Here is a 14,091-nt window from a genome sequence, read left to right as displayed (position 1 = left end):
TGGATTAGTCGTGGACGTGCAGCGGCTTGCCGGCCAGCAGCATGGCCGCTTCGCCGATCGCCTCGTTCTGAGTGGGGTGCATGTGGATCAGCTTCGCCACGTCGTCGGCGTAAGCCTCCCAGTTGAAGATCAGCTCCGCTTCGCCGACCTGCTCGGAGATGCGCGAACCGACCATGTGGACACCCACGATCGGGCCGTCCTCGACCGACACGAGCTTGATGAAGCCTTGGGTCTTGAGGATGATCGACTTGCCGTTCCCGGCGAGGTTGAAGGACACCGACTTGATCTTGTCGGCGCCGTACTTCTCCTTCGCCTTGTCCTCGTTGAGCCCCACCGAGGCCACCTCGGGCTCGGTGAAGGTCACGCGCGGGATGCCGGCCTCGTCGATCGGGGTCGGGTCGAGGCCCGCGATGTGCTCGGCCACGAAGATGCCCTGCGCGAAGCCGCGGTGCGCGAGCTGGATGCCGGGGACGATGTCGCCTACGGCGTACACGTTCGGCAGGTTGGTCAGGAGGTTCTCGTCGACCAGGACGAAGCCCCGGTCCATGTTGACGCCCTGCTCCTCGTAGCCGCAGTTCGCGGTGGAGGGGCCGCGGCCGACCGCGACGAGCACGAGGTCGCCTTCGACGACCGTGCCACCCTGGATCGTGACCTGCACGCCCGAGCCGGTCTTCTCGACCTTCTCGAAGAACTTGCCGGTGTGGAACTTGATGCCGCGCTTGCGGAACGCCCGCTCGAGCTGCTTCGACGAGTCGGCGTCCTCGGCCGCGATGAGGCGGGGGAGGCCTTCGATGATCTCGACCTCGACGCCCAGGGACTTCCAGGCGGAGGCGAACTCGACGCCGATGACGCCGCCGCCGATGACGATGGCCTTGTTCGGCAGCTCGGTGAGTTCGAGCGCGTGCTCGGAGGCGATGATCTTCTCGCCGTCGATCTCCAGGCCCGGGAGGGTCTTGGAGTACGAGCCGGTCGCGAGGATGACGTTGCGGCCGGTCACCTTCTGGCCGTTGTCGATCTCGACCGTGTTCGGCCCGACGAGCTTGCCGGTGCCGTTGATGAACTCGACCTTGTGGGCCTTGACCAGGCCCTGGAGGCCCTTGTACAGGCGGGCGACGACGTCGTCCTTGTACTTCTTGACGGCGCCCATGTCGACGCCCTTGAACTCGGCGAGGATGCCGAACTGGTCGGACTCGCGGGTCGTGTCGGCGACCTCGCCGGCGTGGAGCAGCGCCTTGGTGGGGATGCAGCCGCGGTGCAGACAGGTGCCGCCGACCTTGTCCTTCTCGATCAGGGCCACCGACAGCCCCAGCTCGGCCGCCCGGAAGGCCGAGGCGTAGCCGCCGCTGCCGCCGCCCAGGATGACGACGTCGTATCCTGCGTTCGGGTCGCTCATTGCTCTCCCCACACTTAACGATGCATTAGGTTCGGAGCCCATCCTTCCACCGGCGGCGACTCGTGATCGGCCAGACCCGGTGGTTGGAGTGTGCAACACCATTCAACCGCTTGCTGCGAGCATTCGGAAAGTCCCGTTCATGTGCGGCTGGACACAGGTGTCCTGGCGCGTGTGTACGCTTGGAAATCACGCCTCAAGTGGTGCGGGAGGAGCGGCCGTGGGCTTGTTCGGACGGAAGAAGAAACAGGGCAAGGGGACGCTGGACCGAGCCTCTGACAACACTGACCAGCGACATCTGATCGATTTCATCAAGACGCGGACGGGCGTCGAGGCCTACCTCGAGCCGAAGACCACCGTCACTGAGACGACCGTCATGCTCATCGCGCACGACGGTGAGTGGACACGCCGCCGCGTCGACGGCCCGGCGGGCGCGTTCGCGCTGGGCCGCAAGTACAACACCCCGGTGTACGAGGTCGCCAAGACCGGATATCCGCAGCGTAAGCGGGATTTCGACGCGCGTCGCAAGCTCGAGCAGCAGCGTCGCCAGTAGCGATTTCCCCCGCCGTTTGCGCAACGATTCCGCAATATTCACCGCACTGTCCCGCCACTTGGTGGTGAGGGCTCGCGGACACGAGAAGGGCCCGGCTCGCGCCGGGCCCTTCTCGTGTCACATCGGTGCGGCTACGCGGCGAACTCCTCGAGCACGGCCACGAGGGTCCGCACCGGGAACCCGGTCGCGCCCTTCGCGATGTACCCGTAGGTCGAGTCGGAGTCGGCCGGGCCGGCGATGTCGAGGTGCGCCCACGGCAGGTCCTCGGGCACGAACTTCGACAGGAAGACGCCGCCCTGAACCATGTGGCCGTCGCGCTTGAGGCCGGTCGCGCACTGCGAGACGTCGGCGATCGACGACTCCATGAGCTTCACGATGTCCTCGGGGAACGGCATCGGCCAGCCGTGCTCGCCGGTGACCTCGCCGAGGCGGCGCAGCCGCTCGGTCTCGGTGTCGGTGCCCATGAGGCCCATGGTGCGCCGGCCCAGGGCGATGAGCTGGCCGCCGGTGAGGGTGGCCACGTCGTACAGCGCGTCGGGCTCGTCCTCGAGGGCACGCGAGATCGCGTCGGCCAGCACCAGGCGCCCCTCGGCGTCGGTGTTGAGGACCTCCACCGTGGTGCCGCCGCGGATGGTGATCACATCGGACGGGCGGAACGAGGAGCCCGAGAGCATGTTCTCGGCCAGCGCCACCGTGCACGTGACGTCGACGGCCAGGCCCAGTCTCGCGGCGGCGAGGGTCGCGCCGACGACGGCCGCGGCTCCGGCCATGTCGCCCTTCATGTCCCACATGCCCGCGCCGGGCTTGATGTTGATGCCGCCGGAGTCGAAGGTGATGCCCTTGCCGACGAACGCGACGTGCTTGGTCGCGCCCTCGGGCCGGTAGGAGAGGCGGACCAGTCGCGGTTCGGCCGAGGAGCCGCCGCCGACGGCGAGCACGCCGCCGTACCCGCCGGCGGTGAGCGCCGCGGCGTCCAGGATCTCGACTTCGATGCCGGCGGCGCGGGCGGCCTGCTCGATCTCGACGGCGAAACCGGGCGGGCGCAGGAGGTTCGCGGGGGTGTCGGACCAGTCCTTGACGAGGGCGACGCTCTCGCCGAGCACGGCGGCCTTCGCCACGGCGGCTTCGCTCGCGCCGTAGACGCGGATCTCGGCGGGCGCGGTGTCGGCGCCGCCGTCGGTCTTGTAGCCCGCGAACCGGTGGGCGGCGAGGACGGCGCCGGTCGCGGTTGCCGCGGGGTCGCCTTCGAACGCGATGGCGGCGCTGGCCTTGCCGAACGCGGCGCGCACGGCGGTGCCGGCGGCGCGGCGCAGCGTCTCGTCGTCGAGGTCGTCCGCGTCGCCGAGGCCGACCGCGTAGACGAGCTTCGCGTTCAGGCCGTCGGGGGCGGGGAGGCGGGTGAGCGAGGACGCCGAGCCGGTGTTGCCGAGGACCGCGAGCTGCTCGGCGAGGCGTCCGCCGAAGGCGGCGTCGAGTCCCGCGAGGCTCCCGGGGAGCTCGGGGGCGTCCTCGCCGGAGAAGACGCCGACGACGAGCACTTCGGCGTCAGCGGCCGCGATGTCGCCGGAGGCGGAGGTCAGTTCTGTCACGGTGCATCCTTAGCGTCGTGGTCCACGGCCCATCGGCATGACGATCGAGTGGCCGCGGGTGTGGGGACCAAATGCTCCGATCCTAGTCACTGGGACGGCCGCGATAGTCTCTGTCCCATGTCGGAGACTCTGCTCACCTCGCCCCTGCACGAACGCCACCTGGTCCACGGCGCGAAGTTCGCCGAATTCGCGGGCTGGAACATGCCGATCCAGTACTCGAGCGGCGTGCTCGCCGAGCACCAGGCGGTCCGCTCCGGGGTGGGCGTGTTCGACGTCTCGCACCTGGGCAAGGTGTGGGTGACCGGGCCGGGCGCGGCGGCGTTCGTGAACCGGTGCCTGGCGAACGACCTCGACCGGATCGGCGCGGGCGGCGCGCAGTACACGCTGTGCCTCGATGAGGACGGCGGCGTGGTCGACGACCTCATCGCGTACCGGTTCTCGGACGAGCAGGTCTTCCTGATCCCCAACGCCGCCAACACGGCCGAGGTGGCGCGCCGCCTGAGCGAGGCCGCCCCCGACGGGGTCGAGGTGCGCGACGTGCACCGCGCGTTCGCGGTGATCGCGGTGCAGGGGCCCGAGTCGCCCCGCGTCCTCGAGTACCTGGGGCTGCCGCACGACCACGAGTACATGACGTTCCGCGAGCACCTGGTGAACCAGGCGGACGTGATCGTCTGCCGCTCGGGCTACACGGGCGAGACCGGTTTCGAGCTGGTGGTGCCGAACGAGGCCGCGGTGGACCTGTGGGACGGCGTCCTCGCCGCGGGTGCGGCCCCGTGCGGGCTCGGCGCGCGCGACACGCTGCGCCTGGAGATGGGCTACCCGCTGCACGGCCAGGACCTGAGCCTCCAGATCACCCCGGTGCAGGCGCGCCTGAACTGGGCGATCGGCTGGGACAAGCCGGAGTTCTGGGGCAAGGACGCGCTGGAGGCGGAGCGCGCGGCGGGCCCGAAGCGGCGGCTGTGGGGCCTCGAGGCGACGGGCAAGGGCGTGCCGCGCGCCCACATGGCGGTCATGGACGGCGACGACGTAGTGGGGGAGACCACATCGGGGACGCATGCGCCGACCCTGAAGAAGGGTGTGGCGCTGGCGCTGCTCGACGCGTCGTACAAGCCGGGAGCCGAGCTTGAGCTCGATGTGCGTGGCCGCCGGTTGCCAATTCGGGTCGTCAAGCCCCCCTTCACGAAGGCCACGCCGAAATAAGCCCTGCCAGATCCGGCTCTTGATTGTGGCAAGTTTCTCCGATAGCGTTTACCAAAACTCGCCGACGAAGGAGTCACATGCCTGGCACGCCGCATCGCTATGCCCTCGTGGGAACCGGTTCACGCGCCACGATGTACCGCAAGGCCATCACCGAGCGGAGCGGCAAAGCCGTCCTCGTGGCCCTCGCGGACACCAACCCCAAGCGCATCGCCCGCCACCGTGAAGCGATCGAAGCCGCCGGCCACCCCGCCCCCGCCGCCTACGACGCGGCCGACTTCGACAAGCTCCTCGCCGAGACCGACCCCGACACCGTCATCGTCACCTCGGTCGACGCCACCCACCACGAGTACATCCTCGCCGCGCTCGCCGCCGGCAAGGACGTCATCTGCGAGAAGCCGCTGACCACCACCGGTGAGCACGCGGCCGCGATCCTCGAGGCCGAGGCGAAGTCGGAGGGCACGGTCACCGTCACCTTCAACTACCGCTACAACCCGCTGCACGAGAAGGTCGCCGAGCTCCTGCGCGACGGCGCGATCGGCGAGATCACCTCCGTCGGCTTCGACTGGCTCCTCGACACCCGCCACGGCGCGGACTACTTCCGCCGCTGGCACCGCGAGGCCGAGCACTCCGGCGGCCTGCTCGTCCACAAGTCCGGCCACCACTTCGACCTCGTCAACTGGTGGCTCGACGCGGCCCCCGTGCGCGCCTTCGCGAAAGGCAAGCTCGCCTTCTACGGCGAGAACGGCAAGCGCAACGGCCACGACCGCGGCTACGACCGCGTCAACGGCTCCGAACTCGCCGCGGACGACCCCTTCGCGCTCCACATGGCCGACAGCCCCGGCCTCAAGGAGATGTACCTCGACGCCGAGGACGAGGACGGCTACATCCGCGACCGGTCCGTGTTCGCCCCAGGCGTCACCATCTACGACGACATGATGGCCCTCATCGACTACGACTCCGGCGTCACACTCTCCTACCGGCTCACCGCCTACTCCCCCTGGGAGGGCTACCGGGTGCACTTCAACGGCACCCAGGGCCGCCTCGAACTCCTCGTCGTCGAGAACGACCATGTGAACCCGAAGCTCAAGGGCCCCAACGGCGCCAGCGTCCACGGCACCGACGCGGCCGCCGAGGAGGGCTGGTACGAGCTCACCGTCCACCCCTTCTGGACCAAGCCCACCAAGATCGACCTCGGCGAGTACAACCGCGCCGGGCACGGCGGCGGCGACACCCGCATGCTCGGCGTCCTCTTCGACGGCGACACCGATCCCCACAACCGCTCCGCCAACGCGCAGGACGGTGTGAACGCCCTCGCCGCCGGCCTGGCCTCGAACGCGTCCATCGAGACCGGACTCCCGGTCGAAGTCGCCGACCTCCTGAAGTAGGACACCCCAATGAGCCTCAACCCCGACCGGCTGTTCCCGGCCGACGAGCGAACGCGCGCCATCGCCCGCGAGATCCACCAGCGCACCGCCGACCTGCCGCTGGTCAGCCCCCACGGGCACGTCGACCCGCGCCTCATGTCGGAGAACCAGCCGTTCCCCGACCCGGCCCGGCTGTTCGTCGTCCCCGACCACTACCTGACCCGGATGCTCTACAGCCAGGGCGTGACCCCGGCCGAGATGGGCGTCCCGTCCATCGACGAGACGCCCTCCGAAGCGGACGGGCGCACGATCTGGCGCCGCTTCGCCGAGCACTACCGCCTGTTCCGCGGCACCCCCTCCAAGATGTGGCTCGACTACACCTTCGCGGAGGTCTTCGGGATCTACAAGGAACTCGGCCCCGACACCGCCGACGAGTTCTACGACCACCTCTCGGCGCGCCTGGCCGAACCGGCCTACCGGCCCCGGGCCCTGTTCGACCGCTTCAACATCGAAGTGCTCGCCACCACCGAGTCCCCGGTGGACTCCCTGGAGCCGCATGCCGCGCTGGCCGGGATGCCCGCCGCGGGCGGCCGCCAGTGGGGCGGCAAGGGCGGCAAGGTCGTCACCACGTTCCGGCCCGACAACATGGTCGAACCCGGCTGGCCCGGCTGGCACGAGCGCGTCGAGCGCCTCGCCGAGATCACCGGCCTGGACACGTCCACCTTCGACGGGTTCCTGGCGGCACTGCGCCAGCGCCGCCAGGACTTCATCGCCGCCGGGGCCACCTGCACCGACCACGGCAACCTCACCGCGGCCACGGAGGACGACCCGAAGGCCGCCGCCGAGATCTACGCCAAGGCGCTCAAGGGCGAAGCGGACGAGACCGAGATCCTGCGCTTCCCGGCGCTCATGCTCACCGAGTTCGCGCGCATGAGCGTCGACGACGGCCTGGTCATGCAGCTCCACCCGGGCTCCAACCGCAACCACAACCAGTGGCTCTACCGCGGCTGGGGCCGCGACGTGGGCGGCGACATCCCGAACCCGACCGAGTACACGAAGTCGCTCAAGCCGCTCCTCGACGCGTTCGGCAACGACCCGCGCTTCCGCCTCGTCCTCTACACCCTGGACGAGACCGTGTTCAGCCGCGAGATCGCCCCGCTCGCCGGCGGCTACGCCTCGGTGTTCATCGGCGCCCCCTGGTGGTTCCTCGACTCGCCGGAAGGCATGCGTCGCTTCAGGGAAGCGGTGCACGAGACCGCCGGGTTCTACAACACCGCCGGCTTCGTCGACGACACCCGCGCGTTCTGCTCCATCCCCGCCCGGCACGACGTGGCCCGCCGCATCGACGCCGCCTACCTGGCCCGCCTCGTCGCCGAGCACCGGATGACCGAGCAGGAAGCCGCCGAGGTCGCCATCGACCTCGCGTACAACCAGCCCCGCAAGATCTATGGATTGGAAGCCCAGTGACCCGGATCGAACGACTCGAAGTCCACGACGTGCGGTTCCCGACCGCGACCGCCGGCGACGGCTCCGACTCGATCAACCGCGCCGACTACTCGGCCTGCTACGTCGAGCTGTTCACCGACGGCGGCCCCACCGGCACCGGCTTCACCTTCACCGGCGGGCGCGGCACCGAGATCGTCGCCTCCGCCGTGCAGGCCTTCAAGCACCTGGTCGTGGGCAAGACCGTCGAGGAGATCTTCGCGAACCCCGTCGAGTTCTCCCGCTCGATCATCCAGGAACCGCAGATCCGCTGGCTCGGCCCCGAGAAGGGCGCCACCCACATGGCCGTCGGCGCCATCGTCAACGCCGTCTGGGACCTGCGCGCCAAGCTCGAAGGCAAGCCCATGTGGCAGCTCCTCGCCGAGATGGACTCCGCCGAACTCGCCGCCCAGATCGACTACCGGCACATCGAGGACGAGCTCACCCCCGCCGAAGCCGAAGCGATCCTCGACGAAGGCCGCATCGGCTACGAGGACCGCCTCAAGGTCCTCCAGAACGACGGCTTCCCCGCGTACACCACCTCCGTCGGCTGGCTCGGCTACTCCGACGACAAGGTCCGCGCCCTCACCGAGCAGGCCGTCGCCGAAGGCTGGACCGCCGCCAAGATGAAAGTGGGCTCGCCCGACGTCGCCGACGACGTCCGCCGCGCCGGCATCATCCGCGACGTCCTCGGCCCCGACCGCCTCCTCATGATGGACGCCAACCAGATCTGGTCCGTCCCCGAGGCCATCGAGAACATGAAGCACCTCGCGGCCTTCGACCCCTACTGGATCGAGGAGCCCACCCACCCCGACGACATCCTCGGCCACGCCAAGATCGCCAAGGCCGTCGCCCCGATCCGCGTCGCCACCGGCGAAGTCGCCGCCAACCGCGTCATCTTCAAGCAGCTCCTCCAGGCCGAGGCCATCAAGGTCTGCCAGATCGACGCCTGCCGCGTCGGCGGCATCCCCGAAGTCCTCGCCACCCTCCTCATGGCCGCCAAGCACGGCGTCGACGTCTGCCCGCACTCCGGCGGCGTCGGCCTTTGCGAATACGTGCAGCACCTCGGCATGTTCGAATACCTTCGAGTGGGGAAGACCCTGGAGGGCCGCATGATCGAGTACGTCGACCACCTGCACGAGCACTACACCGACCCCGTCACCGTGGTGGACGGCCGCTACCGGCTGCCCACCCAGCCCGGATACTCCGTGACGCTCAAGGCCGAATCCATCGCCGAGTTCTCGTTCCCGAACGGGCCCGCATGGAGCGCCTGACCAACTCGGTCGTGAAGCGGCTCCCCGGGGACGTCCGAGTCCCCGGGGACCGCCCCCAGACGACCGGCATCCTCCACCTCGGCGCGGGCGCCTTCCACCGCGCCCACCAGGCCGTCTACACCGACGACACCGACTGGGGCATCACCGTCGCCGCACCGCGCTCGCGCGACGTCATCGACGCCCTCGCCGAACAGGACGGCCTCTTCTCCGTCGCCACCCTCGGCCCCGACGGGGCCTCCATGCGGGTCGTCGGCTCGATCGTGGACACCGTCCACATCGCCTCCGAACACGACCGCGCCGTCGACCTCGTCGCCGCCGAGACCACCCACGTCGTCACCCTCACCGTCACCGAGAAGGCCTACCGCGACCCCGCCGGCGTCCCCGGCCTCCTCGCCGCCGGACTCGCCAAGCGCGCCGCCCGAGGCGGCCCGCCCCTCACCGTCCTGTGCTGCGACAACCTCCCCGACAACGGCAAGACCACCCGCGCCGCCGTCGAACCCCTCCTCGACCCCGCCACCAGGGCCTGGGCCGAACAGCACGTCACCTTCCCGTCCTCGATGGTCGACCGCATCGTCCCCGCCTCCACCCAGGCCACCTACGAACGCGCCCTACTCGAACTCGGCGTCACCGACCTCGCCGCCGTCGAAGCCGAACCGTTCACCCAATGGGTCATCGAAGACGACTTCGCCGGACCCCGCCCCGGCTGGGACGCCACCTACACCCACGACGTCGCCGGCTGGGAACGCCTCAAACTGCGCACCCTCAACGGCGTCCACTCCACCCTCGCCTACCTCGGCGCCCTCGCCGACATCGAGACGATCAGCGACACCCTCGCCCTCCCCGGCGCCGAGGCCTACGCGCGCTGGCTCATCGCCGAGCAGATCGCCCCCAGCTTCACCCCGCCCGACGGCAAGGACACCGTCGAATACGGCGAAGGCGTCCTCGACCGCTTCCGCAACCCCGGCATCAGGCACCGCTGCCTCCAGATCGCCATGGACGGCTCCCAGAAGCTCCCGCAGCGGCTCTTCGCCACCATCGCCGACCTCGCCGAAGCCCGCGTCGACCTCGACCTGATCGCGCTCTCGCTCGCCGCCTGGACCCGCTTCTGCGCGGGGAAGTCCGACAACGGCACCGAACTGCCGCTCGACGACCCGCTCAAAGACGCCATCCGCCAGAGCCTCACCGCGGCCGGGGACAACCCCGCCGCCCGCATAGACGCTATCCTCGGGCTCCACCAGATCGTCCCCGAAACCGTCGCCGACAACCACCAGCTGCGCCGGGCCGCCGCCAAATGGCTGCGCGAACTCGACCGGCACGGCGTCGCCACCACCCTGGAGCACTTGTGACCGAGACCCGCACGCCCCGCATCGCCCTCGTGGGCGCCAACGGATACGGCCTGCACCACCGCCACAACCTCGAACCCCGCCGCCGCAGCGGCGAACTCGACTTCGTGGCCCTGTGCGACACCGCCGACATCTTCGAAGACAGCGCCATCCCCATCGGCGACCTCCCCGTCTTCGACGACTACCGCGCCATGCTCGACGCCACCGACCCCGACGTCGTCATCATCGCCACCCCGCCCCCCACCCACCTGCCCATCGCCAGCGCCGCGATGCGCCACGGCGCCGACGTCTACCTCGAGAAGCCCCCCGTCGCCAGCCTCGCCGAGTACGCCGACCTCTACGCGGTCATGACCGAGACCGGCCGCAACGTCCAGGTCGGCTTCCAGGCCCTCGGCTCGCACGCGTTCAACGCCCTCCGCGACGCCATCGAAGCCGGCGACCTCGGCGAGGTCGAAGCCGTCTCCGTCGCCGGCTCCTGGCGCCGCCCCGACTCGTACTACCGCCGCTCCCCGTGGGCCGGAAAGCGCGAGGCCAACGGCACCCTCATCGCCGACGGCGCGCTCGCCAACCCCTTCGCGCACGCCTCCCAGGAGGCCATCGCGCTGGCGGGGGACTGGCCGCTCGACGGCCCGATCGAGCTCGAGCGCCTGCGCACCCGCGCGGAGATCGAGGTCGACGACACCGCGGTGTGGCGCGCCACCAACAAGAACGGCGTGCAGATCACCGTCGCGGTCACCCTCTGCGGGGACCGGAAGCTCGAGGGCGACGTGCGCGTGCGCGGCACCAAGGGCGAGGCCTGGTTCGAGTACCCGACCGACCGGCTGCTCCTGCCCGGCGAGTCGGAGCCGAAGCAGTACGGCCGCACCGACCTCCTGGACAACCTGCTCGCGCACCGCAACAAGGGCGTCGGGCTCATCTCGGGCCTGCGCCGCGCGAAGACCTTCACCGGTGTCCTCGAGCGCGTCCTCAACGACCCGATCCCGCGCCTCATCGGCGCCGAGCACCTCGAGCGCGTCGGCGACGACCCGGTGACGATCCTCAAGGGAGCGGACCAGGCCGTCGAGGACGCCGCGAAGCAGGGCAGGCTCTTCAGCGAGCTCGGCCTTCCCTGGGCCTGAACGCGAGCGCGCCCGCGGACCCGAAGGTCCGCGGGCGCTCGTTCGTCGGGGCCGGGCTCAGCCCTCGCGTTCGGCGATGCGGCGCAGCTTCGCGGCGATCGCGTCCTCCGCCTCCTCCTGCGACACCTCGATGAAGTCGTCGTCGTTGTGCCCCAGGCGGTGCTTGTCGAAGAAGTCCGTGGCGGTCCACCCCTGCCCGTTGAACCGGTACGCCTGCGCGAACGAGCGCCCGCCCTCGCTGAAGCGGCGCATGATCGCCTTCGGATCGTCGCGGGAGTAGTGCTCGTTCAGCTTCAGGTAGAAGCGAAGGTTCTCCATCTGGGCTCCTAGAGGTTCTCCGCCCCCGGCGGGTGGGGCACGTTGTTGAAGATCTCGTCCTGCTGCCGCTCCAGCTCCACGCGCCGCGGGTCGCCTTCGGGCAGCAGCCGGATCTGATCGTAGAGATCGTGCGTGCGCATTTTCGCGTCGAAGCTCTCCGGAGTATGGAACTGCACTTCGAAGACCTGCCCGGTCGCGGGGTCGCGCCAGAACGAGTTGACGCCGCGGTAGCCCTCGTCGCCCCAGGTCGGTTTCCACTTGACCGGCTCGTAGCCCTGGTCGCGCAGCCGCTGGGTGGAGTCCTGCACGCCCTGCGTGTAGTCGCCGGTGTCCCAGGTGGTGGTGTAGCGGACCGAGTCCTTCATGTCCCGCAGTGCGGCGTCGAGATCGCCGCCGTTCTCCGCGAGCTCCGTGGCGAGCTTCCGCTTGAACGACTCGGGGTCCTTCAGCCGGTAGTCGAGGCCCACCATGTCGCCGCCGGTCGCGTCGGCGTTGTCCTTCATGTTGCCGGTGATGCCCGGCTCGGCGTTGCGGGCCCGTTCGAGGAACTCGTCCGCGGCCCGGTTCTGCTCGTCGGTGAGCGTCAGGTTCGGGTCCTCGGAGCTGCGCCATGCGGCGTCGTCGTGGGGCTTCGGCGGCAGGTCCGGCGTGCCGTCCCCGTCGCTGTCGCCGGCCCGGCCGCGCTGCGCGCCCTCCTGGATCGCGTCGAAGCTGTTGGTGAGGTCGCCGTCGGCCCGCCGGCCCTTGTACGTGGTCGGATCGCCGTCGCCGTCGGTGTCCCGCGCGCCCGCGCCCGGGTCGCCGTCCCGGCCGTGCGGGGTCCCGTCGGGGGAGTTGCCGTCGGGCCCGTCGGGACCGCCGCCGCCGGGGCGGCGGCGCAGCGCCAGGCCGATCCCGAGGATCAGCAGCAGCTTCAGGCTTCGTCGCATGGGCCCGCCTACAGTCCGAGGAGCTTTTTGAGGTTCTGGAGACTCTGGACCAGCGCCATGCCGTAACCGAGGATGATGCCGCCCCATTTCACTACGGCGGCCACGATCTGGACCGCGATCACCGGGATCGTCACGACGAAGATCGCCTCGACCGCCCACACGACCACGTGCCCGACGAGTTCGGCGATGAGGTCGCGCACGATGTCGCGCGTCAGCTGCACGAGGGCGCCCGCGCCCTGGGTCGCCGCCGCCATCGCCGCGGCGGTCGCCCCGAGCCCGCCGATGGCGTCCACATTGTTCGACATCAGGGACTGGTACGAGTCCGACGCGTCGCCCGTCCAGGTCGGCAGCTCGCCGCCCAGGCTCGTCTGCAGGTCCTCGCACAGGCTGTAGAGCTCGCCGGACATGTTCGTCCACGTCGACGCGTGCGCCATCACCACGTCCGCCTTGCCGGTGAGCTCGTCGAGCATCTCCCGCAGCGGCTCGAAGTACTCCATCGCCCAGCCCAGGCCGTTCGAGAGCAGGGCGCTGAACGGGTCGAGGACCGAACCGGCGACCTCCAGCGCGAGGCCGCCGCCGGCGAGCATGTCGTCGACCCAGCCTTCGCTCTCGATCGACTCGACCACGTCCTGCACGCTGTCGGCCAGGCCCGCGCCCGTCCAGGCCTTCCTCGACGACTGCACCGGCGCGACCAGTGAACTATCGGTCATCGCGCACCTCCCGGTTCCCGCTCACGTCAGTTCCCCAGCCGGTCTTGGAGTTCGTCGAACGCGCCGCCGGTGTCCGAATCGGACGACTCGTAGTCGTCGGCCGCGCCGCGCACCGCGGCCGCGGCGATGCCCAGGTTCTCCGCCACGTACGCCACCAGGTCGTCCTGGCGCTGGTGCCGGTCCTCCAGGCACCCCGAGATCCATCCGCAGAGCAGCCCGTAGGCCTCGTCGTCCTGCTGGATGAAGGTGCTCGCGCTCTTGACCGCCTCGAAGCGGTCCTGCAGCGCTTCGAGCGTCCCCGCGTGGGCCCGGAGCTCGTCGGGGTCCACGGTGTATCCGCCGCCCATGGCTAACTCCGTCCCGTCGCGCCGTCGCCGGGTTCGAGCCGGCCCCGCACGCGCTCGGCGATCGCCCGGCCGGCGAGCGAGTCCGATCCGAGCGTCGCCTCGATGATCGCGCTGGAGCGCTCGGCGACCTGCTGCTTCGCCTCGCGGATCGTCTCCATCGCCGTGCGGGAGACCACCTCCGGCGACTGCCGCTTGATCCGCTCGCTGAACACCATGTCGACGAGGTTCCCCGTGGAGTCCACGGTGACGGTGACCAGGCCGTTCGAGTCGGCGACGGTGACCCGCAGCGCCTCCAGGCGGTCGCTCATCAGCTTCGTGTCCTCCGCGAGGCGGTCGATCCGTCCCTGCCACGCCGCCAAGCGTTCACGCGAGCCTTCGGGATCCAGCATCCTGTCCAAGCCGAAGCTCCTCACTCATTGGCGGCGAGGGGTGTGATGCCGCCCATAGCGCGAGATCCTATCGGGTTCTTGCCTA

At 70.0% G+C, this 14,091-nt stretch carries 14 protein-coding genes; 7 read left to right on the top strand and 7 right to left on the bottom strand.

Annotation, left to right across the window (positions count from 1 at the left end; genetic code table 11):
- Positions 1-4: 4 nt before the first annotated feature.
- Complete coding sequence (gene lpdA / locus O2L52_RS05915) at positions 5-1,393, bottom strand: dihydrolipoyl dehydrogenase (protein WP_270114409.1); 1,389 nt, start codon at positions 1,391-1,393, stop codon at positions 5-7.
- 217 nt (positions 1,394-1,610) lie between these two features.
- Here lpdA and O2L52_RS05910 point away from each other — a divergent pair, with 217 nt between their 5' ends.
- Positions 1,611-1,943 carry an oxidoreductase gene (locus O2L52_RS05910; RefSeq protein WP_270114408.1) on the top strand — a complete coding sequence of 111 codons (333 nt, stop codon included), beginning with the start codon at positions 1,611-1,613 and terminating at the stop codon, positions 1,941-1,943.
- 131 nt (positions 1,944-2,074) lie between these two features.
- Here the strand turns inward: O2L52_RS05910 and O2L52_RS05905 are convergent, their stop codons facing one another.
- The gene (locus O2L52_RS05905; protein ID WP_270114407.1) at positions 2,075-3,532 is read right to left on the bottom strand and encodes a leucyl aminopeptidase; all 1,458 of its coding nucleotides are present in this window, start codon (positions 3,530-3,532) and stop codon (positions 2,075-2,077) included.
- Between the two features lie 117 nt (positions 3,533-3,649).
- On the opposite strand from O2L52_RS05905, the gene gcvT reads away from it, so the two are divergent.
- The 6 genes from gcvT (at position 3,650) to O2L52_RS05875 (ending at position 11,313) form a co-directional block, all read left to right on the top strand.
- Positions 3,650-4,732, top strand: a complete 1,083-nt coding sequence (gcvT, locus tag O2L52_RS05900; protein WP_270114406.1) for a glycine cleavage system aminomethyltransferase GcvT — start codon at positions 3,650-3,652, stop codon at positions 4,730-4,732.
- 77 nt (positions 4,733-4,809) lie between these two features.
- Entirely contained in the window at positions 4,810-6,117 is a 1,308-nt protein-coding gene (locus tag O2L52_RS05895) for a Gfo/Idh/MocA family oxidoreductase (protein ID WP_270114405.1), read from the top strand.
- Between the two features lie 9 nt (positions 6,118-6,126).
- Entirely contained in the window at positions 6,127-7,563 is a 1,437-nt protein-coding gene (uxaC, locus tag O2L52_RS05890; protein ID WP_270114404.1) for a glucuronate isomerase, read from the top strand.
- Positions 7,560-8,852: an enolase C-terminal domain-like protein gene (locus O2L52_RS05885; protein ID WP_270114403.1), complete on the top strand. Its 1,293-nt coding sequence runs from the start codon at positions 7,560-7,562 to the stop codon at positions 8,850-8,852. Before uxaC ends, O2L52_RS05885 begins: the two co-directional genes overlap by 4 nt.
- A complete protein-coding gene (locus O2L52_RS05880; RefSeq protein ID WP_270114402.1) occupies positions 8,840-10,198 on the top strand; it encodes a mannitol dehydrogenase family protein in 1,359 nt (452 codons plus the stop codon). Before O2L52_RS05885 ends, O2L52_RS05880 begins: the two co-directional genes overlap by 13 nt.
- On the top strand, positions 10,195-11,313 hold the full coding sequence (locus tag O2L52_RS05875) for a Gfo/Idh/MocA family protein (protein WP_270114401.1): 1,119 nt from the start codon (positions 10,195-10,197) through the stop codon (positions 11,311-11,313). Before O2L52_RS05880 ends, O2L52_RS05875 begins: the two co-directional genes overlap by 4 nt.
- 57 nt (positions 11,314-11,370) lie before the next feature.
- Here the strand turns inward: O2L52_RS05875 and O2L52_RS05870 are convergent, their stop codons facing one another.
- The 5 genes from O2L52_RS05870 to O2L52_RS05850 are packed head-to-tail and all read right to left on the bottom strand — an operon-like array spanning position 11,371 to position 14,006.
- The gene (locus O2L52_RS05870) at positions 11,371-11,631 is read right to left on the bottom strand and encodes a hypothetical protein (RefSeq protein ID WP_270114400.1); all 261 of its coding nucleotides are present in this window, start codon (positions 11,629-11,631) and stop codon (positions 11,371-11,373) included.
- Between the two features lie 8 nt (positions 11,632-11,639).
- Positions 11,640-12,560, bottom strand: a complete 921-nt coding sequence (locus O2L52_RS05865) for a hypothetical protein (protein WP_270114399.1) — start codon at positions 12,558-12,560, stop codon at positions 11,640-11,642.
- Between the two features lie 8 nt (positions 12,561-12,568).
- A complete protein-coding gene (locus tag O2L52_RS05860; protein ID WP_270114398.1) occupies positions 12,569-13,270 on the bottom strand; it encodes a WXG100 family type VII secretion target in 702 nt (233 codons plus the stop codon).
- 26 nt (positions 13,271-13,296) lie between these two features.
- Positions 13,297-13,617: a type VII secretion target gene (locus O2L52_RS05855; RefSeq protein ID WP_270114397.1), complete on the bottom strand. Its 321-nt coding sequence runs from the start codon at positions 13,615-13,617 to the stop codon at positions 13,297-13,299.
- Between the two features lie 2 nt (positions 13,618-13,619).
- On the bottom strand, positions 13,620-14,006 hold the full coding sequence (locus tag O2L52_RS05850) for a YbaB/EbfC family nucleoid-associated protein (protein WP_270114478.1): 387 nt from the start codon (positions 14,004-14,006) through the stop codon (positions 13,620-13,622).
- Positions 14,007-14,091: the final 85 nt, after the last annotated feature.

The organism is Glycomyces algeriensis, from assembly GCF_027622855.1.
Lineage (GTDB): Bacteria > Actinomycetota > Actinomycetes > Mycobacteriales > Micromonosporaceae > Glycomyces > Glycomyces algeriensis.
The sequence above is the reverse complement of the archived record's forward strand: the minus strand, read 5'-3'. Positions and strand labels throughout refer to the sequence as shown.